This is a genomic window from Sphingomonas sp. AOB5, assembly GCF_029433115.1.
Taxonomy (GTDB): Bacteria; Pseudomonadota; Alphaproteobacteria; order Sphingomonadales; family Sphingomonadaceae; genus Sphingomonas.
Genome location: NZ_JARNTV010000052.1, coordinates 1 through 23,402 on the forward strand (window position 1 = coordinate 1; position 23,402 = coordinate 23,402).

A 23,402-nucleotide genomic window follows, 5' to 3' on the forward strand; every position below is an offset into this window, starting at 1 on the left:
AGCGTCTGTGCGCCCGGCACCGCCGTCGCCGATTTCTTGCCGCGCGCCACCAGCGCGGTCACGCCATCGGCGCGGCCCTGCTCGGCATCGATATAACGCAGCATCGCCGACGATCCGGTCAGCGAGATGCGCGCAAGGATCTGGCGGCCCGAACGCAGCGACAGCTCCCGTCCGCTCGCCATCGCCCGCGCCAGCCCCTCGGCGGTCGCGCCGGTCAGCAACACCGAGTCCGAACGCAGCATGCCGGTCGCCATCAACTTGCCGTCGATCAGCACGTCGATGATCCCGCCCACGCGTGCCTCGGGCCACAGCTCGATTGTCACCGCGCCTGCCGGTCCCGGCTCGCGGCTCAGCCGCGTCTCGCGATACTGGTCGCTGTCGCGGCCCGCCACCTGCAGCGCGGTCGCTTCGCAGCGCTTCACATTGTCGCAATTGACCGCCCAGTTGCCGAACAGCTTCTCCGTCTCCGGTGCGGCGATCAGGGCGAGCAGCATGGCAAACAGCATGTTCACCTCCATAGGGGAGGAAACGCCCAAGTCGATAGGGTGAGAGTTGTTTTCGGCTTCGCCGCTACGGCACCGGCCCGCTCCCCCACCCGGCCTCCCAATCAGGATATGCTGTGGGAGGCCGGGTGGTGGAGCGGGCTGGCACCGCCCAGCCTATTGCGGCAACGCAGTCACCTGCCACACGGTCAGCCAGTTCACCGAGCCGCGGCAATCGGGCATCGCGCGCGCCGCGATCAGGCGGAAGCGGGTGCCGTCCCACACATAATCCTCGCTCGCGCCGCAATCGCCGATCCCGCGGCCCTTGGCATAGCTGGTCAGCGCGTTGGTCTTGGTGTCGAACCCGGCATTGACCAGCTCGGGCCGGCCATCTCCGCCGCCCATGCCCTCGGGCATGCGGTCGAACGGCGCCAGCGACGCCTTGCCACCAGAGATGACATAGGGGATCGTCGAGTAATTATAGGCGCCGTTGCCGCAAGGGAGCAGCGCCAGTGTCTTGCCGCCGCCCAGCGCAAAGGTCTCGACGACGGGCAGTTCGCCTTCGCCGCCGGCATAGATTTCGCCGCACTCGGTTTCCTTGTCGAGTGCCGCACGCATCGCCGCGGGCATCGGCACCGCGCGGCCCGAGGGACGGGGATAGCGGATGACCGGCGGCGCCACGGCCGCGGGCACGGCACTGGCGGGCTTTGCCCCCTTGGCCACTGCAGCGGTGACGGTGCCCGCGCGGCCCTGGCCCGCATCGATATAGCGCAGCGCCGCCGACGATCCCTTCAGCGAGACCAGCCCGACCAGCGAATCGGCGATGTCGGCGATCTGGATCGTCTCGCCCTTCGCCATCGCCGCCACGATCCGTGCCGCATCGGCGCCGGTGAAGCGGATCAGCCCGTCCTTCGGGATCTTGCCGGTGATGATGTTGCCGTCGATCCGCACCGATACTTCGCTGCCATCCTCGGTCGAGGGCATCTGCACCTCGATGCTGAAGCCGCCTGCCGGTCCCGCCGCGCGGCTGAGCGAGAAGGACACTGCATCATAGCCCGGCTTGTCCTCTGAGCCATCGCCCGGGGTCAGCGAGGTCATCTCGCATGCCTTGATATTGTCGCATGCGACCGCCCAGTCGCCGAAGATCTTCACCTCGCCGGCCGGCGGGTTCTGCAATGGCGCGAGCAGGGCAAACAGGAAGGGCAGCATCGGCATGGCCAGACTCCTAGCGAAGCAGTGTTGCAGCGGTTAGGAAGCGCCAAAATTTCCGGGAGTACAAGCGATGAAGACGGTTGGCGTGATCGGCGCGGGTCAGATGGGGGCGGGCATCGCCCAGGTCTCGGCGCAGGCGGGGTATCGCGTGCTCCTGTCCGACATGGATCTGGCGCGCGCCGAAGCCGGCAAGGCAGGCATCGCCAAACAGCTCGCCCGCGCGGTCGAGAAGGAGAAGATCGCCGCCGCCGATGCCGAAGCCGCACTCGCCAATATCGAGCCGGTCAACGACGTCTCGGCCTTTGCGCCGTGCGATCTGGTGATCGAAGCCGCGACCGAGCGCGAAGCCATCAAGCGCACCATCTTCGAGAGTGTCGGCAAGGTGCTGCGCGCCGATGCGATCCTCGCCAGCAACACCTCGTCCATCCCGATCACCCGGCTCGCCCAGGCCTCGCCCGATCCCGCCCGCTTCATGGGCGTGCACTTCTTCAATCCGGTGCCGGTGATGGGTCTGATCGAGCTGATCCGCGGCCTCGCCACCTCGGACGCGACGGTCGCCGCGGTCGAGGCCTATGGCCAGTCGCTGGGCAAGCGCATCGTCCATGCCAATGATGCACCGGGCTTCATCGTCAATCGCGTGCTGATGCCGATGCTCAACGAAGCCTGCTTTGCCCTTGGCGAAGGCGTGGCGACGATCCCGGATATCGACGCGGCGGTCCAGCTCGGTCTCAACCACCCGATGGGTCCGCTGACCCTGGCCGATTTCATCGGTCTCGATACCTGCCTCGAAATCACCCGCGTGCTGTTCGAAGGCACCGGCGATCCCAAGTTCCGCCCCGCGCCGCTGCTCGTGAAATATGTCGAGGCCGGCTGGTACGGGCGGAAGACGAAGCGCGGATTCTATGATTATAACGGTCCGGAACCGGTGCCGACGCGCTGATTTGCCTTGGGGGGTAGTGAAATGATCAAACGGCTTCTGATCCTGTGCGCGATGTTCTTCGCCACGCCCGCGCTTGCGCAGGCGAATGCGCCGCTCAGTGCGAAGAACCCCACGGCATTCGCCGCGCAGCTTCGCTCGATGGGCTATGCGCCGGGTCCGGTGGACAACAGCAACGCCGAATTTCCGATGCTCACCTTCGAATCTGGCGGCTGGACCATCCATGTCAGCTTCGGCGGCTGCACCAATGGCGTGAATTGCCGTTACATCGTGCTGGTCAGCATCTTCGATCAGGTGAAAAACCCGCCTGCCGATTGGGTCGCCGAACTCAATGTCGATTTCGACATCATCAAGGTGTGGCGCGGCGATTCGGGCAATCTCACCTTCAGCTCGGGCGCGATCATCGAGGGCTGGCCGCGCAGCACCTTCAAGGCCTGGCTCGAGGAATATGTCTATTCGGGCGACGATCTCGCCCGCGAAGCGCGCAATGCGGGCCTGATGAAATGATCGGGTTCCGGCCCTCCCGCATCGCGCGGAAGGGCCGGTCCGGTCAGGCGGCGCTGCCGACCGATTTGATGAAGTCCCAGACTTCGGGCGAGAAAGGCGGCTTCTGCTCGCCCTTCCACTCGCCGATCCGGTCGTACATGCCGGAAACGCCCTGCATCATCGCCGGGGTCGCGACGGCCCTGAACGGCGCCAGCAGCGCCTGCCATTCGTCGTAAAAGGCACGGGCTTCGGCCGAGGCCGGGTCCATCGGCAGTGCCGCTTCGATCCGCCCGGTCAGGTCGGCCCATTTCGCCGAATAGTCCGCCTGATCGAAGCCCGAAGGCGGCGGGTTCGCCGCGAAATCGGCCTTGGCCTCGTCGCTCAGATAGCGGTCGCTCACCGCTTTCCAATTCTCATGTTCCATCATCATGTCTCCGCTCTTGATCAGCGAGCACAGGGTCGCGACGTCGACCGGCTCGCCATGGTCGATGCGGGACTGAACGGTCTGGAGAAGGGCGCGCGCCTCGGCGATCTCGGCCTGACGTGCGTCGAGCGCCGCGATCTGAGCGGCGACCAGCCGACCGAGATCGATCCGGCGGTCGCCGAGCAGCCCGGCGATCTGGGCGAGGCTGAACCCGGCGCGCTTCAGCGCCACCACCGCATTCAGCCGCGCCAGCTCGCCCGCGCCATAGATACGCCGCCCGCCTTCGGTACGCAGCGGCTTCACCAGCCCGCGCGCTTCGTAGAACCGCAGGCCGCGCAGGGTCAGGCCCGTACGCCGGGCGACTTCGCCAATGTCTAGAACTTGCTCCATGAACCCGTTCTACCGGGTGACGTTACGTCAGGAGCAAGCGCTATTTTGCGCCCTGATCGGCCTCCGCCTGGCGCTCGACTGCCCAACGGGCGAGCTTGTCGAACGGCACCGATGCGAGGAACGCGATCCCCGCCCGGCCTTCGCGGACCCAGCGCACCGTGCCGCGACGCGGATCGAGGCCGCGGACGTTCAGGATCACATCGTCATGCTCGCGCAGGAAATCGGCTTCGACCTTCGCGCCGCCCTGCGAGACGTCGACCAAAGTCACCTGATGGCTGTTGCCGTCGCGCTGCACGCTGGTCGGGCTGGCGATGCGCAGCCGCGGCATGCGCTGGATCGCGCCGGGTTCGCCGGTCGAGGGGGCCTGGAGCACCTGCAGCACGTCGATCCGTTCGTCGAAGCGCACGCCGGTCATCTCGTCGCGCGACCATGCGACATGGCCAGGAATGAAATTGCCCGAACGGATCTCCACCGTCACCTGCTCGCCTTCGGCCAGCGTCTTGTGGAGGATGCCCATCATCCCGCCGGGCGAGATGTTGCGGATCAGGCAGAGTGCTTCGAACCCGGCCCAGCGCAGGGTGGCCGAGCGATAGACCGACAGCGTCGCGCGATCGTCGCTGCGGCGCTCGGGTTCGGCATCGACGGCGTCGATCAGGTCGGCGCAGAACGAGATTTCGGTCAGGTCGATGGCGTCGTCGGCCGCGGCGGTGGCTTCGCTCACCCGATGCTCGATCGCCTTCACGGTCGCGGGCAGCTTGATCACCGTGTTGCGGCGCGGGCGCGGGCCCGTCCATCCGAGCAGCGACGCGCCGCTGCCGCCCGGCACCGGATACGCCTCCTTCAGGCAATTGCGCACCCAGGCGGTCGAATCCTCATCCGCCTGGCCAGCCGTTCGGTCCGGGCGGCTGCCCCGGTTACGCTCCTGATTATACACCCTGCTCGCTCCTTGGTCCGTCCAACCAGAGAGGCGCTTTCCGGCGGCAGCCCGACGGCGGCCAGTATCCTGACGCCGGGCTATCGAAGAAATGCGCGCGAACCCGCTCTCCGGCCATGATATTCTTGGCCGTTACTGGAACGCGTTGCGCGATTTCGTGCTATTCTGCGGGCCAGTGACCGTTAATTAACACGGGTAAGTCTTCATATCCACGCAGGAACGTGGTGAAGGAAAGATGAAGCAAACTATTCGTGCAAGATCAGGGCAGTAACAAACCTGCCAATGCCGCGCTCATCAAATTGGCAAGGCTTCCGGCCACCAATGCACGGATACCGAGCTTGGCGATCATCGGCCGCTGATTGGGTGCGAGACTCCCGGTCGCCGCCATCTGGATCGCGATCGACGAGAAGTTGGCGAAGCCGCACAGCGCGAACGTGATGATCGCCTTGGTCCGCGGTGCCATCTCGGTCATGCCGCCCAGATCGATGAAGGCGACGAACTCGTTGAGCACCACCTTGGTGCCGAACAGGCCGCCCGCCTGCACCGCTTCGTTCCACGAAATGCCCAGCAGATACATCACCGGGGCGAAGATCGTGCCGATGATCTTCTGGAAGCTCAGGTCCGCGAACCACTGTGCCCAGGCAGCATTGCCGCTGGCATAGACGACCCAATTGCCGGCGCCGCCGAGCAGCCCGTTGGCCAGCGCGACCAATGCGACGAACGCCAGCACCATCGCGCCGACCGCCACCGCGATCTTCACGCCGGTCGATGCGCCGGTCGCCGCTGCCATGATCAGGTTCGCAGCGCGCTCTTCCTCGACCTCATGCTCGACCGCCTTGATCACCTGATCGGCCTCGGGCTGATCGTCCAGCGGCAGCTCGCCATCCTTGGGCGCGCGATCGTCCGGCATCATGATCTTGGCCATCAGCAGGCCGCCCGGCGCGGCCATGAAGGACGCGGCGAGGAGATAGGGCAGCGACTGGGGTCCGAGGAAGCTGGCATAGGCCGCCAGGATCGTGCCCGCGACGCCGGCCATGCCCACGGTCATCACCGCGAACAGCTGCGACGGGGTCAGCCGCGCCAGATAGGGGCGGATCACCAGCGGCGACTCGCTCTGGCCGACAAAGATGTTCGCCGCCGAGCACAGCGATTCCACCTTGGAGACGCCGATCACCTTCTCGATCGCCCCGCCGACCCAGCGGATGATGAACTGCATCACGCCCAGATGGTAAAGGATCGACACGAGTGCCGCGAAGAAGATGATCACCGGCAGCGCGGAGATCGCGAAGGTGTTGCCGCCCAGTTCGGGCTTGGCGAGATTGCCGAACAGGAATTCGGTGCCGGCATGGGCATAGCCGAGCAGGGCCGTGACGCCGCTCGACAGCCCCTGGATCGCGCTGACGCCCACGCTGGTGCGCAGCACGAAAAAGGCGATCAGCGCCTGCAGCGCGAACGCCGCGCCTACCACGCGCAGATTGATCCCGCGCTTGTTGCTGGAAAGCAGGAAGGCGATGACGAGAATCGCCAGCACGCCGAACACGCCGATGGGGAAGCCGTTCATGCGCGGATCGTCCGCGAATTGGTCCGGTAGCTGCGCATCACTCGTTTCCCCCTGAACAAGCGGCGGAGATTGGCGCGCAGCGGGGGGCTTGGCAAGGTGTTGAAACTCCTTGGTCGCCGCAGGGGCTTTACCGCGCGGCGATTCTGGTTAGCGTTGCGTCATGGATACCCGTTCAACCGCGATCCCGCGCTCGCTCTTCGTCCTTTCGATCTTTTATGGCGGCATGGTCTGCATTGCCGGCGTGCTCGGCAACAAGCAGGTCTCGCTCGGCCCGGTCTCGCAGATCGGCGAGTGGATCGGCATCGGCCCGCTCGCGGTGGAGGCCGGCATCTTCGCCTTCCTGCTGCTGGTCGCGGTGTCGAGCGCGGTGGCCGAGCTGCATGGCCGCGCCATTGCCAACCGGCTGGTGCTGTTCGGCTTCATCCCGCTGATCGCGTCGATCCTGCTGTCGCTGCTGGTGCTGGCGCTGCCTGCCTCCGGCCATATGGAGCCCGCGCGGCTGACGGCGTTCGAGATGATGATGGGCGGCACCCCGCGCATCTGGGCGGGCGGGATCATCGCCTATGGCATTTCGCAGATCCTCAACGTCACCATCTTCAGCGCAATGAAGAGCGGCGGCGGATCGATGCTGTGGCTGCGCTCGGCGATCGCCGGCGTGCTCAGCCAGATCGTCGATACTTTGATCTTCATCACCATCGCCTTTTACGGCGTGTTCCCGATCGGCGAACTGATGGTCGGCCAGATGGTGACCAAGGTGGTGCTGTCGATCGTGCTGATCCCGGTGCTGATCTACGCGTTCGTGGCGCTGGGCCGCGCGCTGGGCACGCGGGCGACCACTTACTGATACGGGAGCGGGCCGGCGCCGCTGAAACTCGCTCTTTCGCGAGTTTCCAAACAAACGTAATGGCCCGGGCATGACCAACAATGCTCCCGATCCGGCGCTGCTCGCCAAGGCGGAAACCCTCACCGAGGCGCTGCCCTATCTCCAGCGCTACAAGGGCGCGACCTTCGTCGTGAAATATGGCGGCCACGCCATGGGCGATCCCGAGCTGGCGCGCGATTTCGCCGAGGATGTGGTGCTGCTCAAGGCCGTCGGAATCAATCCGGTGGTGGTGCATGGCGGCGGGCCGCAGATCGGATCGATGCTGAAGCGTCTCGGCGTCGAATCGAGCTTCATCGGCGGGCTGCGCGTCACCGATGCTGCCACCGCCGAAGTCGCCGAGATGGTCCTGGCGGGCAAGATCAACAAGGAGATCGTCGCCTGGATCGCCGAAGCCGGCGGCAAGGCGGTGGGCATTTCGGGCAAGGATGCGGGTCTCGTCGTTGCCGAGAAGATCAGCCGTACCGAACCCGATCCCAATTCGGGCATCGAGCGTCATGTCGATCTCGGTTTCGTCGGCGATCCGGTGTCGGTGAACCCCGAGATTCTCGACACGCTGGCTGCGGCGGGCTTCATCCCGGTGGTGGCCCCCGTCGCGCTCGGGCCGGATGGCGCGACCTACAATATCAATGCCGACACCATGGCCGGCGCGATCGCATCGGCGTGCAAGGCATCGCGCTTCTTCCTGCTGACCGATGTCGCGGGCGTGCTGAGCAAGGATGGCGTGCTGCAGACCGATCTCGATCCCGCGGGGATCGAAGCGCTTAAGGCCGATGGCACCATCTCGGGCGGCATGATCCCCAAGGTCGAGACCTGCGTGAACGCGGTTCAGTCCGGGGTGGATGCCGCGGTCATCCTCGATGGCCGCATCCCGCACGCCATGCTGCTGGAAATCTTCACCCGGCGCGGCGCGGGCACGCTCGTCCACGCCTGAATTCCGCGCCGCGCGCTACTTGCCGGAGCGCTGGGCAATCCGTATCTCTGGCGGCACATTGCCATCGGAGAACGCGTTTGTTCGGAGTCCTTTTCTCGATCATTCAGGTGCTGCTGAACGTCATCTGGTGGATCATCTTCGTGCAGGCGATCCTGTCGATCCTGATCTCGTTCAACGTGATCAACACCTATAACGATTTCGTCAGCGCGCTGTGGACCGGCCTGCGCCGCCTGACCGAGCCGATGTACCGGCCGCTGCGCCGCATCCTGCCCGATGCGCAGCCGCTCGATATCGCGCCGCTGGCCGTGCTGGTGATCCTCTATATCCTGAACCGGATCATCATCCCCGCGCTCTACGGGCAGATCGTCGCCTCTGGCCTCTCCTGATCCGGCCATTCCCTGGCGGATCGCGCCGGACGGCATCGTCGTCCATGTCCGCGTGACCCCGCGCGGCGGGCGTGACGCCTTTACCGCCGGAACACCTGAACATTTCGCCGCGCGCCTTGCCGCGGCACCGGTCGATGGCGCGGCCAATGCGGCGCTGATCCCGCTGGTGGCGAAGGCGTTCGGGGTAGGGAAGCGTGCCGTGACGATCCAGAGCGGCGAAACCTCGCGGCTCAAGCGTCTCCACATCGTCGGCGATCCCGCAGCGCTGGCGGTTTGCGCGGCAAATCTCTATGGCTCGCCGCCATGAGCGCAGATCTGATCGACGGTAAGGCCTTCGCGGCCGGCCTGCGGGCGCGTGTCGCCAGCCATGTCCCCGCCTTCAAGGCCGCGACCGGCCGAACGCCCGGCCTTGCGGTGGTGCTGGTCGGCGACGATCCGGCCTCGGCCGTCTATGTCCGCTCGAAGGGCAAGATGACTCGCGAGGCGGGGATGGAAAGCCTCGAGCATCGTTTGCCTGCCGATGCCAGGCAGGACGATCTGATCGAACTGGTCGATCAGCTCAATGCCGATCCCACGGTCGACGGTATCCTCGTCCAGCTGCCTTTGCCGCGCCATCTCGATGCCGAGGAAGTGCTGCTGCGGATCGATCCTGAAAAGGATGTCGACGGCTTCCATCCGGTCAATGCCGGGCGCCTCGCCACCGGCCTCCCGGCCTTCGTCCCCTGCACCCCGCTCGGCTGCGTCATGCTGCTCGAGGACCGGCTGGGCGATCTGTCGGGTCTCGATGCGGTGGTGATCGGCCGCTCGAACATCGTCGGCAAGCCGATGGCGGCGCTGCTCACCGCGCGCAGCTGCACCGTCACGCTGGCCCACTCCCGCACCCGCAACCTGCCGCACTATCTGCGCCATGCCGATATCGTCGTGGCGGCAGTCGGCCGTGCCGATTTCGTCAAGGGCGAGTGGCTGAAGCCCGGCGCGACCGTGATCGATGTCGGCATCAACCGGGTCGATGGCGGTTTGCGCGGCGATGTCGATTTCGAAAGCGCGGCCTCGGTCGCGGGCGCGATCACGCCGGTGCCGGGCGGCGTCGGCCCGATGACCATCGCCTGCCTGCTGCGCAACACGCTGGTCGCCGCGCATCGCCGCGAAAGCGTGCCGCTCGACGAAAGGGCGATCTGATGCTGCTCGCGCTGATGCTCTTCGCGGCGCAGGATCCGGAGACCGCAGTCGAGGCCGAACGCGCGTTCAACCGCTCGGCCCAGACCGAGGGGCAATGGACCGCCTTCCGCAAATATTCGACGCCCGACGCGGTGATCTTCACGCCGCAACCGGTGAAGGCGCACGAGGCGCTGCCCAAGGCCGATCCGAAGATCACCGTCCAGTGGTGGCCGGCGCAAAGCTATGTCTCGTGCGACGGCACCATGGCGGTGAACACCGGGCCGTGGGTCCGTCCCAAGGGCGTCGGCTATTTCACCACCGTCTGGGCGCGTCAGGACGATGGCCATTACAAATGGGTCTATGACGGCGGCGATGCGCTGACGACGCCGCGCGCCTTGCCGGAGAAGCCACAGGTCCGCACCGCTTCGTGCAGCGGCAAGCCGACCGAGGTCCTCGCTTTGACCAGCCCGTCCTTCACGTCCGGCGGCGGCCAGTCGGAAGACGGCAGCCTGGTCTATCACTGGATCGTGACGCCCGAGGGTGCGCGCAGGCTCGATGTCCATCTGTGGAACGGGCAGAAGTTCGATGTGGTCCTTACCGACCGGATCGCGGCGGCGCCCGCGCAATGATCGAGCTGTTCGTCTCCGCCTTCGTCACCCTGTTCGTGGTGATCGATCCCCCCGGCTGCGCGCCGATCTTCGCCGGGCTGACCCAGGGCGCCACCACGGCGCATCGCCGTGCCATGGCGATCCGCGCGGTGTTTGTCGCGGCACTCATCCTGCTCGTCTTCGCCCTGTTCGGCGAAGGCCTGCTCCGCGCGCTCGGCATCAGCCTTGAGAGCTTCAAGATCGCGGGCGGCATCATGCTGTTCCTGATCGCGCTCGAAATGGTGTTCGAGAAGCGGACCGAGCGGCGCGAGGATCGTGCGGAGAAGATCAAGGCGTCCGAAGTCGCCGATGTCTCGATCTTCCCCATGGCCATGCCGATGATCGCGGGGCCGGGTTCGATCGCGTCGATCATGCTGCTGATGTCGCAGAATACCGGCACCGATCGCACGCTGGTGGTGCTTGCCGCGCTTGCCTCGATCCTGCTGCTGACCTTGGCCGCGCTGATGCTGTCCGCGCCGCTGATGCGGATCGTCGGCGCAAAGATCGAAGCGGTGATCTCGCGCCTGCTCGGCGTGTTGCTGGCCGCGCTCGCGGTTCAGTTCGTCATCGACGGGATCCGGGCGAGCCTTGTGGCCGGCCGGGCGGCGGGGCTGCACTGAGTCTTGCGTCGGCAAGGAGCCGCACCAGCCCGCTCCCCCACCCAGCCACCCAGACTTTAGTAACCTATGGGCGGCCGGGTGGGGGAGCGGGCTGGTGCCGCACGACAGGCGCATCGTCCGGCATCGAATAGTCGATCTTCCAGAGCCGGTAAGGCGCGCCTTCGGGCAGCTTCACCGGGATCAGCCAGCTTGGCGCCTTGCCGGGCCGCAGCATCGTATAGAAACCCTGCGGGCTGCGCGCGCGATAGACGGTGGTCTCGGCCAGATTCGGGCACACCAGCAGATATTGCGCGCCATGCGCCTTGGCGATCGGGCGGAACTGCGCCGCGGTGCCGGTGAACGCCTTGTGCACGTCCAGGATCGCGCGGCCGTTGCGGTGATAGGGACCGGCGATGCCGCTGTGCCGGGTCATCACGATCAGCCGCGGCCCCAGATCGACATGGGTGAACAGGATCGAGGGCGGAATGGCCCGGTCGAGCATCCGCATCGACGTCATCCGCGCGCACATCGCATTGGCATTGTTGACCGCCGAGCTGCTCCGCGCGGCGGGCTTCGCTTCCTTGGGCAGGTATTTGATGACGTATCCCGCAAAGAGTCCGGACGCGACAAGGAAGACGGCGACCGATCCGATCACGCGTACGGCCATCCATTTCTGGCGCAGGCACCATGGCACGACGATCCAGACCAGCGCGGTCGATCCCGCCACGCTCAGCAGCTGTGCCGCGGGTCCGGCACGGACCTGCCACAGCAGCATCGCCCCGGCAAAGGCAGTGAACAGCCCCACCGCGGCCCAGCCGACCACCGCCTGGCTCTTGCGCCAGCGCCATATCGCGACGCCCGCGCCGATGATCCCGATCACCGGCAGCGCGGCGATGGGGAAGGCGCTTTCGAGCGAGTGGCGATAGATCGGCCGCGCCTCGCGGACATTGTTGAGCCACACCTGCTGCAGCTCGTCCGAAACGCCCTCCGGCCGCCCCAGGCATTGCGGGAAGAACCAGGCGAACCCGCCCGCGATCGCCGCACCCGCCACCGCGCCAAGGCCGAGACGCACCCAGCGGTTGGCCGGATTGAGCAGCGACAGCGCGAACAGCAATCCGCCGCCCGCGATCATCACCGACAGCCACACCGGCGTCAGCGCGTCGCACCGCATCGCCTGATTGGCGTCGGACGCGAAGAGGGCGAAGCCCAGACCGCTACCGCCCGCCAAGGTGATGCCATAGACCTGCATCCGCCGCGCATCGCCCGCGTCCCACACCCAGCGCAGCGCGATGATCGCCCCTGCCATCGCGCAATAGGGCAGCATCTCCAGCCCGATCGTCAGCGACACCGCGCTCGATATGCCGACTGTCGCCCCGCCTCGCGCACGGCGCGGATCGGCAAGCCCGGCAACGGTCATCGCCAGACAGGCCAGCTGCCAGCCATGATGATCGATCCGCATCGGCGCGAACATCATCATCGTCGAGGTGCAGCCCATCAGCACCACCAGCGCGATCGGCCATGCTTGCGGCGCGATCAGCCGGCGCACGGTCAGCGCCACGCCGATCATCGTCACCGCCAGCGGTAGCATCGGCGCGATGCCGCATGCCCATTTCTCGGCCTGCGCGGTGCCGATGAACGGCTGGAGCAGCAGGATCAGCCCGGCGATCGGCAGGTCGACCAGCCGCGACCAGTGGATGTTGAACCCGCCAAGCGCAGGATCGAGGCGATAATTGGTGAGATCGTACCAGCCCTGCCCGGCAAGCAGCGCGCGGACCTGCATCAGCCGCATATTGTCGTCGGTATCGCCCAGGGCCAGCCACTGGATATTGCCATGGCGATCCCACACGAACCAGGCGCACACGGCCACCCAGAACAGCAGCGACCAGTTGAGCCAGTGCCGGTCCAGTTCATCGTCCAGGCGAAATGCGCCGTCTTTACCGAGCTTCAAAACTGCTTCCCCTATCCCCTGCAGACCTTTAGTGCGCACGGCGGCCAGGTGGCAAAGGCAAACAGTGACTGCGATCCTTCGACAAGTTGAAACCATGTGGACGAACGGGATGCTCGGCCAGCTGATCCGCTTCGGGATCGCGGGCGTGATCTCAACCGTGATCTATTCGGCCGTCTATCTGCCGCTCGCTTATTATGTCCTGCCGGGCAAATGGGCGGTGGCCGCGGTGCCCCCCGCATTCCTCGTCGCTGCGACCGCCGGTTTCTTCATGCACAGCTTCTGGAGCTTCAAGGGCCATGGCACGCGCGATTCGAGCGGGCGCCAGCATGCCAAATTCTTCCTCGTCCAGGGATCGGGGCTGATCCTCAACGCCTTCTTCACCTGGATCATCACCGGGCCGTTCCACGGTCCGCAATGGTTGCCGCTGATCCCGATCGTGCTGATAACGCCGCTCGCGACCTTCGCGCTCAACCGCAAATGGGTATTCGGATAAGATGGACCGCGTCGTTTATGACCGCATGGCTGCCCATGACACCACGCACTGGTGGTATCGCGCGCGCCGCGAGATCCTGTCGGATTATCTGAAGCGCTACGGCGCGATCCCCAAGGATGCGAAGATCCTCGAGATCGGCTGCGGCACCGGGCACAATCTGCCGATGCTGGCCGAATTCGGCGAAGTCGACGCGATCGAGATCGACGAGACCGCGCGGGGCTTCGCCAGCGAGCGGCTGGGCAAGCCGGTCGGCTCCTCGCCCTTGCCCGAACTGACCGGGGTCGAGCGTGGCAGTTACGATCTGGTCGCGGTGCTCGACGTGGTCGAGCATGTCGAGGACGATGTCGCGGCGCTGAAGGCCATGGCTTCGGCGCTCAAGCCCGGCGGCAAGATCCTGATCACCGTCCCCGCGCACCAGTGGATGTGGAGCGCGCACGACGTGGTGAACCACCATAAGCGCCGCTATTCCAAGGGCACGCTCACCGCCGCGCTGCAACAGGCCGGCCTCGGCTGGACCAAGCTGCGCTGGTTCAACTCGCTGCTGTTCCCCGCCGCCGTCGCCGCGCGTCTCGCGGGCAAGCTGACCGGCAAGGACGACAGCGACGATTCGCCCCCGCCCAAGGCACTGAACACCGCGTTCGAAACGATCTTCCGGCTGGAACGCCATCTGCTCGGCCGCGTACCCATGACGCCCGGCCTGTCGATCATCGTGCTGGCTTCGCCGAAATAAGGCCCCCGTGCTCCGGCGAAGGCCGGAGCGTTGGCAGCGCTAACCCGCTTGGCCAAGGCTCCGGCCTTCGCCGGAGCACAGACTTTATGCCTTCGTCCGCGGCGCCCGGCGGCGGGCCGGCGCGGGAAGCGGCGGGACCGGCAGCGACTCGCTCGCCTCAACCGTCTCGCGCGGCGTAACCGGCGATACGCTGACTTCGCCCGAATCCTCGAAACGATAGCCGAGCGAGGCATGGCCCTTCACCGGCCCGGCCACGTCCGCGACCAGATAGAGCGGCCGCCGCTTCGATTCGACGTACAGCCGGCCGAGATACTCGCCGATCATCCCCAGCACGAACATCTGCACCGCGCCCAGCACCAGCACCACCAGCATCAGCGAGGTCCAGCCCGGCTGGATCGCACGGCCCATCAGCCAGGCGATGGCGACATACAGCACCAGCAGCCCCGCGGCGCCGGTCAGCGCCAGCCCGGCATGGCTGGCAAAGCGCAGCGGCGCGGTCGAAAATCCGGTCACCGCGTCCAGCGCGAAGCGGATCATCTTGCTCAGCGGATATTTGCTCTCGCCCGCATGCCGCTCCTGCCGGTCATAGAGGAACGGCACCTGACGGAAGCCGACCCACGCCACCATGCCGCGGATGAAACGCGCCTGTTCGGGCAGGCTCAGAAACGCGTCCAGCGCGCGCCGCGTCATCAGCCGGAAATCGCCGGTGTCGAGCGGGATCGGCGTGTCGGTCACGCGATCCAGCACGCGATAAAAGGCCGCGGCGGTCGCCAGCTTGAAGAAGCTCTCGCCATCGCGCTTGCGCCGCACCGCGAACACCACATCGGCACCCTCGGCCTTCATCGTGTCGCGCATGTCGTTCAGCAGCTCGGGCGGATCCTGCAGGTCCGCGTCGATGATCAGGATTTCCTCGCCCGCGCACAGGTCGAGCCCCGCGGTCAGCGCCAGCTGATGCCCATGATTGCGCGAGAGGTTGATCGCCACCAGCCGCGGATCCAGCCCGCACAGCCGCTGCATCACCATCCAGCTCTTGTCCTTCGAGCCGTCGTTGATCAGCACGATCTCGTAATCGTCCCCCACCGCACTGCGCGCCGCATTCGAGACGCGCGCATGCAGCATCTCGAGGCACGCCTCTTCATTGTAGCAGGGGATGACGACGGAAAGCTTGGGCCGGTTCATGAGCCGCGCACTAGCGCGTTTCTGCAAACTAGTCATCGGGGGATTCATAGGGGCTAGGGCCGGACGATCTCGCCATCTTCTTTGGTAAATTGCGCCGGTTGGCGATCCAGAAGCGACAGCACCACTTCCGACGGGCGGCACAGCTTCGCACCCTTGGGGGTTACTACGATTGGGCGATTCACCAGGATCGGATGCATCCGCATCGCTTCGACAATTGCTTCGTCCGAAACCGATGGATCGAGCAGACCAAGCTCGGCGGCGGGCGTCCCTTTCTCGCGCATCACCTCGCGCGGCCGCACACCCATTGCCGCGAGCAGTTCGTTGAGCAGGAGCCCGGGCCAACCGGCACTGCGATAATCGACGATCACGGGCGCGTATCCGGCCGCCTCGATCATCGCCAGTGCATTGCGCGACGTGCCGCACTCCGGGTTGTGGTAAATGGTGATCGGGAACGCGCCGGTCATTGCGGACAATCCTCTCTGAAAAGCCATGTGAAGAACGCGACTCCCGCGACCGCACCAGCGATCTGACCTGCGATGAAGAGCGGGACGGATGCGGGAGCAATCCCGGCGAAGCTGTCGGTCAGGCTGCGCGCGATCGTGACGGCGGGATTGGCGAACGAAGTCGAAGCCGTGAACCAATAGGCTGCGGTGATATACAGGCCGACTGCGACCGGCGTGAACTCGGGCCGCGATCGCTGCGTTCCGATGATCGTTCCGATCAGTCCAAAGGTTGCGATACATTCGGCCAGGCCCTGCGGCGGCCCCTCGCGCAACTTGCTCGATAGCTGAACGATCGGCTCGGCGAACATCGCATGCGCTGTCCAGACGCCCAGCAGCGCCCCGGCAAGCTGCGCGGCGGTATAGGCCACCGCCGTCTGCCGGTCTGTCTGGCCTTTCAATACAAATGCCAAGGTCACTGCCGGGTTGAAGTGCGCTCCCGACACCGGTCCGAAGATATGGATCAGGACGATCAGCCCTGCGCCGGTGGCGATGGTGTTGCCCAGCAGCGCAATGGCGTCGTTCCCGCCCGCCAGACGCTCGCCCATGATGCCTGAGCCGACGACGATGGCGAGCAGGAAGGCGGTGCCGACAGCTTCGGCGACGACGCGCCGGATCATGCGGACGGGCAGCAGTCCTGCGCGATCTCGGCGAGGGGTGCGCAGATTTCAGGGCGGCCGGCACAGCAATCGGCGACGAGAAACCCCAGCAAGCCGCGCATCCCGTCATAATCGGCGGAGTAGATGACCGATCGTCCTTCGCGCTTCGACCGGACCAGCCCTGCATGGCCGAGGATCGTCAGATGCGTCGAAAGCGTGTTGGGCAGGATGCCGATTTCACGCGCGACTTCGCCGGCAGGCAGGCCGTCCGCTCCGGCTCGCACCAACAGGCGGAACACGGCCAGCCGGTGTCCATGCGCAAGCGCGGACAGGGCTTCGACGGCATCGGGGAGCTGCATCAGCAGCACGCCGTCTTGGGCACCGCGGCGGGCGCGCAACAGGCGCTGGCTGTCGGTTCAGGCATGGCTTCGTCTTCGCCATATTCGGTGGCGTCGCCATGGGTGAAGAAGGTTTCCCAGCGGACCCCCGCCGTATCGGTCACCCACGACTTGTCCGATTTGGCATAGCAGCAGGTCGTCGCTTCCTGATCGAAGGTCAGCGATCCGGCCGCCTTCAATCTGGTAGCAAGCGAGGCCAGTTCGTCGGGGCTTTCGACCTGAATACCGACATGATCGACGCCGGTTGCCCGCGCGCGCGACGAGATGGCGAGGTTCACATGCGGATCCTCCAGCATCCACTTCGCATAATCGTCTTTCAGCACCGATGGCGGCGCATCGAACAAGGTGCTGTAGAAAGTGACGGCTTCGGCGATCGACGGGACGCTGACGTGAAGATGCAATCGCTTCATGGAAAGGCTCCAATGATTCGATACTTCTGGTATCATCGAAATATCGAAGCGGCAAGCGGCGGGCGATGCGGGCGGCTTGGCATCCTATCTTCTTGAAATGTTGGATTCCGCCTGCTCAGCTCGGCGCGCCCGGAAAGCTCCCGGCCGCTCTTTGACCCGTCGATCCCCCGCCCGCATGGCGCTCCACCCGCCAGCCAAAACGCGCATTTTCCCTCGTGCAAAGGTCACGAAAGGCCCGACTTCCCGGACCTTTCCTGCCCTCGCCGAAACCCGCGGATCAGTGTGAAGACAGTGTGAAGTTCCGCGCCGCGCGGACCCCGCTCAGGCCCAGCTCTTCGCCCGTTCCTCCACCAGCCGCTCCAGTATCGTCAGCGGCACGGCGCCGGCGCGGATCACTTCGTGGAACTGCTTCTCGTCGAACTTGGCCCCCGCGATCTTCTTCGCATTCTCGCGCGCGCGGACCCAGCTGATATGGCCGATCTTGTAGCTGCAGGCCTGGCCCGGCTGGGTGCAGTAACGCTCGACCTCGCGCTGCGAACGCGGGCGGGCGAAGCCGACGGTTTGGACCATGTAATCGGTCGCCTGTTCGCGGGTCCAGCGCTTGGTGTGGATGCCGGTGTCGATCACCAGCCGCGCCGCGCGGAACAGGAAGGACTGGAGATAGCCCGCGCGCTCCAGCGGATTGGCATAGGCGCCCAGCTCGTCCGCCACCTGCTCGGCATAGAGCGCCCAGCCTTCGCTGTACGCGCCGAAGAAGGTCGTCTTGCGGATCAGCGGCCCCTCGGCCTCCTGGCTGGTCGAGATCTGCAAATGATGCCCCGGATGCCCCTCGTGATAGGTCAGCGAGGGCAGGGTGTATTTGGGCCAGTCGCCCACGCTCTTCAGGTTGATGAAGTAGATCGCCGGGCGCGAGCCATCCAGCGCGGCGCGGCGGTAATAGCCGTTGGACGCGCCGTCCTGAATCTCGACCGGCACCGCGCGGATCTCCAGCGGCGCCTTGGTCACGTTGAGGAAGGCGCGGGGCAGCATCGCGGTGACGTGCGCAAGGCCCTCGTTGAGGCTCTTGATCAGCTCGACGCGGCCTTCGGCAGTGTCTGGATAGAGCTGCTCGGGCCGGGTGTTCAGCGCGGTCAGCCGCTCGGCGACGCTGCCGCTGGTGAAGCCCTGTGCCTTCAGGATCGCATCCAGCTCGGCGGTGATGCTCGCCACCTGATCGAGGCCCATCTTGTGCACTTCGGCGGCGGTGAACTTGGTGGTGGTCGATGCTTCCAGCGCCGCGGCATAGATCGCCTCGCCCTGCGGAATGTCCCACACGCCGGCGCTGGCCCGGCCCTTGGCGCGCAGCTTCTTGATCAGGTCATATTGGCGGCCAAGCGCGGGATAGACCTTGTCCGCAACGATCTTTCCGGCGCGGGCGCCCCACTCGCCCGGAATGTCCTTGGTGCGGCGGACCAGCGACTGGGTCAGGCCGTTCTCGCCCGGCGCCGCTTTGCGCAGCGCGTCCATCTGGCCCAGCGTCAGGTCGAGGCAGAAATCGGGCGCCACCACGCCGCGCGCGGCTTCGGCTTCCTGCTGCTTCGTCTCCTGATCCAGCACCGTGGCAAAGGCTTCGAGGCGGCTCAGATAGGCTTCGGCATCGGCGGCACTGGTGACGGTGTGCGCCGAATTGAGGAAGTCGGGCGTCGAGAAATAGGCGCCGCCCTGCTGGAAGATGGTGAAGGGGCGCACCGCCGAATCAAGGTCGAACTTGTCGGGCGCGACGGTGCGGTTGCGGAGCGAATAGAGCACGACCTCGCGATCGAGCTTTGCTGCGGGCGACAGTCCGTCCTCGCCCACCGCTTCGATCAGGCGGATGCTGGTCTTCACTTCGTTCAGGTTGCGGGCACGTGCCTCGGGCGTGCGGTCGCTCAGCTTGCTCTTCAGATAGGCATCGCCGCCCTTGTCCAGCCCCAGTTGGGTCGCCGATTCGGGCGAGTTGCGCAGGAATGCGTGGAAGGCAGCATCGAAGGCGCGGTTGAGCAGCGCATCGGCGCTGTTGCCTTGCGTCGCACGGCCTGCGGCGTGCGCAGCGGTGGGAAGAAGCGAGAGCGCGGCAATCGCGCTGGTGCTGTGAAGGAAGGAACGGCGGTCCATGTCATGCCCCTCGAACGGATCGGATGGGGCAAGCCTAATGGCTGGGGCAGGGCAGGCAAGGCACTGTGACGAACCGGTGCCGGGGATGGCCGATCCGGGCTAGGGCGTATCGATATCCAGCATCGCGATAAGAAATCCTCCCCCGGAGGGGGAGGGGGACCGCGAAGCGGTGGAGGGGGTTTGCCCCAAGCGATATCGCCTGTTGCGTTCCCCCTCCGTCAGCCTTTGGCTGCCACCTCCCCCTCCGGGGGAGGAGTGGTTGAATGTCGATACAGTCTACACCCGTTCGGCCGAACTGACCGCGTCCGCCGCCCGCAACCCCGCGAGCAGCTTCATCAGATGCGCCGCGTTGCGCACTTCCACGTCGATCGTGTTGGTGTGGAAAGTCGTGTCGCGATTATCCATCCGCAGCCCGAGGATGTTCGCCTTGTGCTGGCCGATGAGCGTCGCGACCTTGCCCAGCGCGCCGGGTTCGTTCTTCAGCGTCACGTTGATCCGCGCGATCCCGCCCTCGGCCTTGTCGCCCCAGGTCAGGTCGACCCAGTCCTCGTCATCGCCGTCGGACAGGTCGCCACAGGTGATCGCATGCACTTCGATCGGCAGGCCCGGCCGGCGGACGCCGACGATGCGGTCGCCCGGCACCGGGCGGCAGCCCTCGGACAGGATGAAGGCGACGCCGGGGGTCAGGCCCTTGATGTCGATGGCGTGGAGCTGGGGCGGATGCTCGTCATGCTCCAGCCCCTCGGCCGAACCCGGCATGATCGCTTCCATCACCTGCGCGTCGGTCAGCTTGCGCCGGGCGATCGCCTCCATCAGCGCGCCTTCGTCGGCCAGCTTGAGCCGTTTGAGCGCATCCTTCAGCGCCGAGGCACCGGCACGGGTGGGCAGGCGTTCGAGGATTTCCTCGTACAGCTTCTTGCCCAGCGCGACCGTCTCCTCGCGCTCCTTCTGCCGGATATGGCGGCGGATCGCCGCGCGCGCCTTGCCGGTGATCGCGAAGTTCAGCCAGTTGGCCTGGGGCTGCTGCGCCTTGGAACGCAGGATCTGCACCTGATCGCCCTGCTCGATCTCGGTGCGCAGCGGCACGACGCGGCCGTTGACCTTCGCGCCCACCGCCTGATCGCCGATGTTCGAATGCACCGCATAGGCGAAGTCGATCGGGGTCGATCCCTTAGGCAGCTGGATCAGCTCGCCCTGCGGCGTGAAGGCGAAGATGCGATCCTGATACATCGCCATCCGGGTATGCTCGAGCAGCTCCTCGGGGCTTTCGGCATGTTCCAGGATCTCGACCAGATCGCGGATCCAGCTGACCTGCGTATCGGGGCGGACGCTGTCCTGCTTGTACGCCCAGTGCGCCGCCAGTCCGAACTCGGCGCGGGCATGCATGTCGCGGGTGCGGATCTGGATCTCGACGCGGGTGTCGCCGGCATGGATGATGCTGGTGTGGAGCGAGCGGTACCCGTTGCGCTTGGGCGTCGAGATATAATCCTTGAACCGCCCCGGCACCATCGGCCAGCGGCGATGGATGATCCCCAGCGCGCGGTAGCATTCCTCCTCGGTGTCGACGATGGCGCGAAAGGCCATGATGTCGCTGAGCTGTTCGAGGCTCACATGGCGCTCGGACATCTTCTTCCAGATCGAATAGGGATGCTTTTCGCGCCCGGTCAGCTCGGCCTCGACCCCGCCGCGCGACAGCAGCAGCTTGAGACCGGAGGCGATCTTGGCGATCCGGTCCTCGCCCTCGATCTTCAGGCCTTCCAGCCTTTTGGTGATCGATTCATAGGCTTCGGGTTCGAGCTCGCGGAAGGCGAGCGTCTGCATCTCCTTCATGAACTCGTACATGCCGATCCGCTCGGCGAGCGGGGCATAGATGTCCATCGTCTCGCGGGCGATGCGCTTGCGCTTGTCCGGGTTCTTGATGAAGTGGAGCGTGCGCATGTTGTGCAGCCGGTCGGCCAGCTTCACCAGCAGCACGCGCACATCGTCGGACATGGCGAGCAGGAATTTGCGCAGATTCTCCGCCGCGCGCTCGCTCTCGGTCTGCGCCTCGATCTTGGAGAGCTTGGTCACCCCGTCGACCATCCGCGCGACATTGTCGCCGAACAGCCGCTGGATCTCCTCCGGGGTGGCGACCGTGTCCTCCACCGTGTCGTGCAGGATGGCGGTCGCGATCGTCTCGTCGTCGAGGTGCAGGTCGGTCAGGATGCCGGCCACTTCGATCGGGTGGCTGAAATAGGGGTCGCCCGATGCGCGTTTCTGGGTGCCATGGGCATTGACCGAGAAGACATAGGCGCGGTTGAGCAGGGCTTCATCAGCCTCAGGATCGTAGCTCAGGACCCGATCGACCAGTTCGTATTGACGCAGCACGATACTAAGATGGGCAGCCTAATCGTTGCTTTGCAATAAATTCGTTCTTTTATCCGGCACATTTGAGCAGCGGACATGAAAACGGCCCGCTCGCCGGGCTGGCGAACGGGCCGTTTTTCAGGTGCACCGGATCACTTGGCGCGGGCGTTGCACTTCTCGAGCGCTTCGGCCGAGAAGGCCTCGCCGCGGACTGCGAACGACGACAGCTTGCCGACTTCGCCGGCAACCAGCTCGCACATGATCGCATCGCGCGAGGTCGCCTTGGCGGCGACGCAGGTGCCTTCGCCGCAGCGCCACACGGTGCTGCGCGTCACGAAGCTGTTCTTGGCCGGAGCGGTCGCTGCGACGGCGGTGTAATAGCCGTTCGAGGTCTGCGCGATGCCGGCTGCGGGGGTGAGCGCCAGCGTGGCCGCGGCGGCCGCCGCGACAGCGAGAATACGGGTCATGATTGCCTCCTGGGGTACGTCAGACTTGCAACTAGGTTGCGAATCACTACCTAATTGACATAAGGGTAAGTTGCAAGCAGAAACTGTTGTTGCGCTGCAATAAGTTATGCCGTTTCGCAGACCGGCGATATGGGTTAGGGTAATCGATCATGGGTGCGAACGGACTGAGAGAAGATCTTGCTGCGCTGTGCAGCCTGCCTGCCGCCCTTGAGGCGATGGGCGAACGCTGGTCGTTCCTGATCCTGCGCGGCTCGTTCAACGGGCTGCATCATTTCGAGGAATTCCAGTCCGAGCTGGGCATCGCCCGCAACATCCTGGCAAACCGCCTCGCGCGACTGGTCGGCCATGGCATCCTTCAGCGGACGCCCGATCCCGACGATCGCCGCAAGATCGAATATCGCCTGACCGACAAGGGCTTCGCGCTGCTGCCGACGATGGTCGCGCTGCGCCAATGGGGCGAGCGCTGGGAGACCGGTATGCCCGCCAGCCCGATCCTGGTCGATGCCCGCGACAGCCGCCCGATCCGCCCGGTCAAGGTGCTGAGCCATGACGGCCGTGAACTGGAGAAGGGCGACCTCCACTGGTCGCTGCCGCAGGACGTGGTGTGGGACGAAGAGGCGAAGGCCGCCGAATAGCCGCTCAGTCGCGGCCCAGTTTCTCCAGCCGCGCACGAACGCTCTGCGGAATCGGCGACGATTTGCGCGCCACCAGATCGACATGGACCGATACGATCTCGACCGTGGCGTGCAGCTCGCCGGTCCCGGCGTGATGCAGCTCGACGATGTGCGTCATGCTCGAGCTGCCGATCCGCTCGATATGCGCGCGGCCCTCGATCATGTCGTCGAGGCGGAAGGACTTGATGTAGTTCACCGTCGCGCGGACGACATTGAACTCGGCGTCGAGCCAGTCGGGGCCGATCTCCGACAGGTCCGCCCAACGCCAGAACTCGCTCAGCACCACATCGGCATATTCGAGATAGCGCGAGTTGAAGACGATCTTCTGCCCGTCGATCTCGGAATAACGGACGCGGAAGCGGGTGGAGAAGCTGCTCATGCGGCGGGACTTTTCTTTGGGTTCAGCAAAGCTGAACCGGCGGCACCGGCCCGCTCCCCCACCCGGCCACCCATAGAATATACTTCCGTTGGGTGGCCGGGTGGGGGAGCGGGCCG

General features: G+C 65.7%; 27 protein-coding genes. 12 read left to right on the forward strand and 15 right to left on the reverse strand.

Translation table 11 applies throughout. The features are described 5' to 3' along the window. Both P1X14_RS17070 and P1X14_RS17075 read right to left on the reverse strand, forming a co-directional pair. On the reverse strand, positions 1 to 506 hold a 506-nt coding region (locus tag P1X14_RS17070), incomplete at its 3' end, for a DUF1176 domain-containing protein (protein ID WP_277316614.1). A gap of 153 nt (positions 507 to 659) precedes the next feature. Continuing rightward, entirely contained in the window at positions 660 to 1,697 is a 1,038-nt protein-coding gene (locus P1X14_RS17075; protein WP_277316615.1) for a DUF1176 domain-containing protein, read from the reverse strand. Between the two features lie 67 nt (positions 1,698 to 1,764). On the opposite strand from P1X14_RS17075, the gene P1X14_RS17080 reads away from it, so the two are divergent. After that, positions 1,765 to 2,634, forward strand: coding sequence for a 3-hydroxybutyryl-CoA dehydrogenase (locus P1X14_RS17080; RefSeq protein ID WP_277316616.1), 870 nt, complete (start codon positions 1,765 to 1,767; stop codon positions 2,632 to 2,634). Between the two features lie 21 nt (positions 2,635 to 2,655). Further along, the gene (locus P1X14_RS17085; protein WP_277316617.1) at positions 2,656 to 3,138 is read left to right on the forward strand and encodes a hypothetical protein; all 483 of its coding nucleotides are present in this window, start codon (positions 2,656 to 2,658) and stop codon (positions 3,136 to 3,138) included. Between the two features lie 43 nt (positions 3,139 to 3,181). Here P1X14_RS17085 and P1X14_RS17090 read toward each other — a convergent pair whose 3' ends face one another. From P1X14_RS17090 to P1X14_RS17100, 3 genes are all read right to left on the reverse strand, one after another. Beyond that, positions 3,182 to 3,931: a MerR family transcriptional regulator gene (locus P1X14_RS17090; protein WP_277316618.1), complete on the reverse strand. Its 750-nt coding sequence runs from the start codon at positions 3,929 to 3,931 to the stop codon at positions 3,182 to 3,184. Positions 3,932 to 3,971: 40 nt separating this feature from the next. Then, a complete protein-coding gene (locus tag P1X14_RS17095; RefSeq protein WP_277316620.1) occupies positions 3,972 to 4,865 on the reverse strand; it encodes a PilZ domain-containing protein in 894 nt (297 codons plus the stop codon). Between the two features lie 259 nt (positions 4,866 to 5,124). Next, entirely contained in the window at positions 5,125 to 6,426 is a 1,302-nt protein-coding gene (locus P1X14_RS17100; RefSeq protein WP_277316622.1) for a nucleoside transporter C-terminal domain-containing protein, read from the reverse strand. 160 nt (positions 6,427 to 6,586) lie between these two features. Between P1X14_RS17100 and P1X14_RS17105 the strand changes: the two genes are divergently transcribed. The 7 genes from P1X14_RS17105 (at position 6,587) to P1X14_RS17135 (ending at position 11,051) form a co-directional block, all read left to right on the forward strand. Continuing rightward, the gene (locus P1X14_RS17105; protein WP_277316624.1) at positions 6,587 to 7,270 is read left to right on the forward strand and encodes a queuosine precursor transporter; all 684 of its coding nucleotides are present in this window, start codon (positions 6,587 to 6,589) and stop codon (positions 7,268 to 7,270) included. A gap of 70 nt (positions 7,271 to 7,340) precedes the next feature. Continuing rightward, positions 7,341 to 8,240 carry an acetylglutamate kinase gene (gene argB / locus P1X14_RS17110; protein WP_277316625.1) on the forward strand — a complete coding sequence of 300 codons (900 nt, stop codon included), beginning with the start codon at positions 7,341 to 7,343 and terminating at the stop codon, positions 8,238 to 8,240. A 77-nt stretch (positions 8,241 to 8,317) separates the two neighbouring features. Beyond that, entirely contained in the window at positions 8,318 to 8,626 is a 309-nt protein-coding gene (locus P1X14_RS17115) for a YggT family protein (RefSeq protein ID WP_277316626.1), read from the forward strand. 34 nt (positions 8,627 to 8,660) lie between these two features. Next, entirely contained in the window at positions 8,661 to 8,933 is a 273-nt protein-coding gene (locus P1X14_RS17120; protein WP_346770461.1) for a DUF167 domain-containing protein, read from the forward strand. Next, a complete protein-coding gene (gene folD, locus P1X14_RS17125; protein ID WP_277316627.1) occupies positions 8,930 to 9,805 on the forward strand; it encodes a bifunctional methylenetetrahydrofolate dehydrogenase/methenyltetrahydrofolate cyclohydrolase FolD in 876 nt (291 codons plus the stop codon). The genes P1X14_RS17120 and folD overlap by 4 nt, the downstream gene beginning before the upstream one ends. Further along, entirely contained in the window at positions 9,805 to 10,413 is a 609-nt protein-coding gene (locus P1X14_RS17130) for a hypothetical protein (protein ID WP_277316628.1), read from the forward strand. The genes folD and P1X14_RS17130 overlap by 1 nt, the downstream gene beginning before the upstream one ends. After that, positions 10,410 to 11,051: a MarC family protein gene (locus P1X14_RS17135; RefSeq protein WP_277316629.1), complete on the forward strand. Its 642-nt coding sequence runs from the start codon at positions 10,410 to 10,412 to the stop codon at positions 11,049 to 11,051. Before P1X14_RS17130 ends, P1X14_RS17135 begins: the two co-directional genes overlap by 4 nt. A gap of 64 nt (positions 11,052 to 11,115) precedes the next feature. Here the strand turns inward: P1X14_RS17135 and P1X14_RS17140 are convergent, their stop codons facing one another. Continuing rightward, positions 11,116 to 12,978 carry an AcrB/AcrD/AcrF family protein gene (locus P1X14_RS17140; protein WP_277316630.1) on the reverse strand — a complete coding sequence of 621 codons (1,863 nt, stop codon included), beginning with the start codon at positions 12,976 to 12,978 and terminating at the stop codon, positions 11,116 to 11,118. 94 nt (positions 12,979 to 13,072) lie between these two features. Between P1X14_RS17140 and P1X14_RS17145 the strand changes: the two genes are divergently transcribed. Together P1X14_RS17145 and P1X14_RS17150 are read left to right on the forward strand one after the other, a co-directional pair. Further along, positions 13,073 to 13,471, forward strand: coding sequence for a GtrA family protein (locus tag P1X14_RS17145; RefSeq protein WP_277316631.1), 399 nt, complete (start codon positions 13,073 to 13,075; stop codon positions 13,469 to 13,471). Between the two features lies 1 nt (position 13,472). Then, entirely contained in the window at positions 13,473 to 14,201 is a 729-nt protein-coding gene (locus P1X14_RS17150; RefSeq protein WP_277316632.1) for a class I SAM-dependent methyltransferase, read from the forward strand. 84 nt (positions 14,202 to 14,285) lie between these two features. Here P1X14_RS17150 and P1X14_RS17155 read toward each other — a convergent pair whose 3' ends face one another. The 8 genes from P1X14_RS17155 to P1X14_RS17190 all read right to left on the reverse strand — a co-directional run bounded on the left by P1X14_RS17155 (position 14,286) and on the right by P1X14_RS17190 (position 22,233). Further along, complete coding sequence (locus P1X14_RS17155; protein ID WP_277316633.1) at positions 14,286 to 15,380, reverse strand: glycosyltransferase family 2 protein; 1,095 nt, start codon at positions 15,378 to 15,380, stop codon at positions 14,286 to 14,288. A gap of 53 nt (positions 15,381 to 15,433) precedes the next feature. Next, positions 15,434 to 15,844 carry an arsenate reductase (glutaredoxin) gene (gene arsC, locus P1X14_RS17160; protein ID WP_277316634.1) on the reverse strand — a complete coding sequence of 137 codons (411 nt, stop codon included), beginning with the start codon at positions 15,842 to 15,844 and terminating at the stop codon, positions 15,434 to 15,436. Then, positions 15,841 to 16,500 carry an MIP/aquaporin family protein gene (locus P1X14_RS17165; RefSeq protein WP_277316635.1) on the reverse strand — a complete coding sequence of 220 codons (660 nt, stop codon included), beginning with the start codon at positions 16,498 to 16,500 and terminating at the stop codon, positions 15,841 to 15,843. Before P1X14_RS17165 ends, arsC begins: the two co-directional genes overlap by 4 nt. Beyond that, a complete protein-coding gene (locus tag P1X14_RS17170; protein ID WP_277316636.1) occupies positions 16,497 to 16,838 on the reverse strand; it encodes a metalloregulator ArsR/SmtB family transcription factor in 342 nt (113 codons plus the stop codon). The genes P1X14_RS17165 and P1X14_RS17170 overlap by 4 nt, the downstream gene beginning before the upstream one ends. After that, positions 16,838 to 17,287 carry an ArsI/CadI family heavy metal resistance metalloenzyme gene (locus P1X14_RS17175; RefSeq protein WP_277316637.1) on the reverse strand — a complete coding sequence of 150 codons (450 nt, stop codon included), beginning with the start codon at positions 17,285 to 17,287 and terminating at the stop codon, positions 16,838 to 16,840. The genes P1X14_RS17170 and P1X14_RS17175 overlap by 1 nt, the downstream gene beginning before the upstream one ends. 321 nt (positions 17,288 to 17,608) lie before the next feature. Further along, positions 17,609 to 19,420: a DUF885 family protein gene (locus P1X14_RS17180; RefSeq protein ID WP_277316638.1), complete on the reverse strand. Its 1,812-nt coding sequence runs from the start codon at positions 19,418 to 19,420 to the stop codon at positions 17,609 to 17,611. A gap of 276 nt (positions 19,421 to 19,696) precedes the next feature. Next, positions 19,697 to 21,787 (reverse strand): bifunctional (p)ppGpp synthetase/guanosine-3',5'-bis(diphosphate) 3'-pyrophosphohydrolase, encoded by a 2,091-nt coding sequence (locus P1X14_RS17185; protein WP_277316639.1) that lies wholly within the window; start codon positions 21,785 to 21,787, stop codon positions 19,697 to 19,699. A 131-nt stretch (positions 21,788 to 21,918) separates the two neighbouring features. Continuing rightward, positions 21,919 to 22,233, reverse strand: a complete 315-nt coding sequence (locus P1X14_RS17190) for a hypothetical protein (RefSeq protein ID WP_277316640.1) — start codon at positions 22,231 to 22,233, stop codon at positions 21,919 to 21,921. 149 nt (positions 22,234 to 22,382) lie between these two features. On the opposite strand from P1X14_RS17190, the gene P1X14_RS17195 reads away from it, so the two are divergent. Next, the gene (locus tag P1X14_RS17195) at positions 22,383 to 22,868 is read left to right on the forward strand and encodes a helix-turn-helix domain-containing protein (RefSeq protein ID WP_277316641.1); all 486 of its coding nucleotides are present in this window, start codon (positions 22,383 to 22,385) and stop codon (positions 22,866 to 22,868) included. 4 nt (positions 22,869 to 22,872) lie between these two features. Here the strand turns inward: P1X14_RS17195 and P1X14_RS17200 are convergent, their stop codons facing one another. After that, positions 22,873 to 23,286, reverse strand: a complete 414-nt coding sequence (locus tag P1X14_RS17200; protein ID WP_277316642.1) for a thioesterase family protein — start codon at positions 23,284 to 23,286, stop codon at positions 22,873 to 22,875. Positions 23,287 to 23,402 lie beyond the last annotated feature (116 nt).

What these genes read in the sequence shown, in the direction of transcription:
- P1X14_RS17145 (WP_277316631.1), top strand. Translation starts at nt 13,073, where the DNA reads ATGTGGACGAACGGGATGCTCGGCCAGCTGATCCGCTTCGGGATCGCG.
- P1X14_RS17180 (WP_277316638.1), bottom strand. Translation starts at nt 19,420, where the DNA reads ATGGACCGCCGTTCCTTCCTTCACAGCACCAGCGCGATTGCCGCGCTC.
- P1X14_RS17100 (WP_277316622.1), bottom strand. Translation starts at nt 6,426, where the DNA reads ATGAACGGCTTCCCCATCGGCGTGTTCGGCGTGCTGGCGATTCTCGTC.
- P1X14_RS17105 (WP_277316624.1), top strand. Translation starts at nt 6,587, where the DNA reads ATGGATACCCGTTCAACCGCGATCCCGCGCTCGCTCTTCGTCCTTTCG.
- P1X14_RS17135 (WP_277316629.1), top strand. Translation starts at nt 10,410, where the DNA reads ATGATCGAGCTGTTCGTCTCCGCCTTCGTCACCCTGTTCGTGGTGATC.
- arsC (WP_277316634.1), bottom strand. Translation starts at nt 15,844, where the DNA reads ATGACCGGCGCGTTCCCGATCACCATTTACCACAACCCGGAGTGCGGC.
- P1X14_RS17200 (WP_277316642.1), bottom strand. Translation starts at nt 23,286, where the DNA reads ATGAGCAGCTTCTCCACCCGCTTCCGCGTCCGTTATTCCGAGATCGAC.
- P1X14_RS17170 (WP_277316636.1), bottom strand. Translation starts at nt 16,838, where the DNA reads ATGCAGCTCCCCGATGCCGTCGAAGCCCTGTCCGCGCTTGCGCATGGA.
- P1X14_RS17075 (WP_277316615.1), bottom strand. Translation starts at nt 1,697, where the DNA reads ATGCCGATGCTGCCCTTCCTGTTTGCCCTGCTCGCGCCATTGCAGAAC.
- P1X14_RS17150 (WP_277316632.1), top strand. Translation starts at nt 13,473, where the DNA reads ATGGACCGCGTCGTTTATGACCGCATGGCTGCCCATGACACCACGCAC.
- P1X14_RS17085 (WP_277316617.1), top strand. Translation starts at nt 2,656, where the DNA reads ATGATCAAACGGCTTCTGATCCTGTGCGCGATGTTCTTCGCCACGCCC.
- P1X14_RS17080 (WP_277316616.1), top strand. Translation starts at nt 1,765, where the DNA reads ATGAAGACGGTTGGCGTGATCGGCGCGGGTCAGATGGGGGCGGGCATC.
- P1X14_RS17130 (WP_277316628.1), top strand. Translation starts at nt 9,805, where the DNA reads ATGCTGCTCGCGCTGATGCTCTTCGCGGCGCAGGATCCGGAGACCGCA.
- P1X14_RS17190 (WP_277316640.1), bottom strand. Translation starts at nt 22,233, where the DNA reads ATGACCCGTATTCTCGCTGTCGCGGCGGCCGCCGCGGCCACGCTGGCG.
- P1X14_RS17175 (WP_277316637.1), bottom strand. Translation starts at nt 17,287, where the DNA reads ATGAAGCGATTGCATCTTCACGTCAGCGTCCCGTCGATCGCCGAAGCC.
- P1X14_RS17195 (WP_277316641.1), top strand. Translation starts at nt 22,383, where the DNA reads ATGGGTGCGAACGGACTGAGAGAAGATCTTGCTGCGCTGTGCAGCCTG.
- P1X14_RS17155 (WP_277316633.1), bottom strand. Translation starts at nt 15,380, where the DNA reads ATGAACCGGCCCAAGCTTTCCGTCGTCATCCCCTGCTACAATGAAGAG.
- P1X14_RS17090 (WP_277316618.1), bottom strand. Translation starts at nt 3,931, where the DNA reads ATGGAGCAAGTTCTAGACATTGGCGAAGTCGCCCGGCGTACGGGCCTG.
- P1X14_RS17165 (WP_277316635.1), bottom strand. Translation starts at nt 16,500, where the DNA reads ATGATCCGGCGCGTCGTCGCCGAAGCTGTCGGCACCGCCTTCCTGCTC.
- argB (WP_277316625.1), top strand. Translation starts at nt 7,341, where the DNA reads ATGACCAACAATGCTCCCGATCCGGCGCTGCTCGCCAAGGCGGAAACC.
- folD (WP_277316627.1), top strand. Translation starts at nt 8,930, where the DNA reads ATGAGCGCAGATCTGATCGACGGTAAGGCCTTCGCGGCCGGCCTGCGG.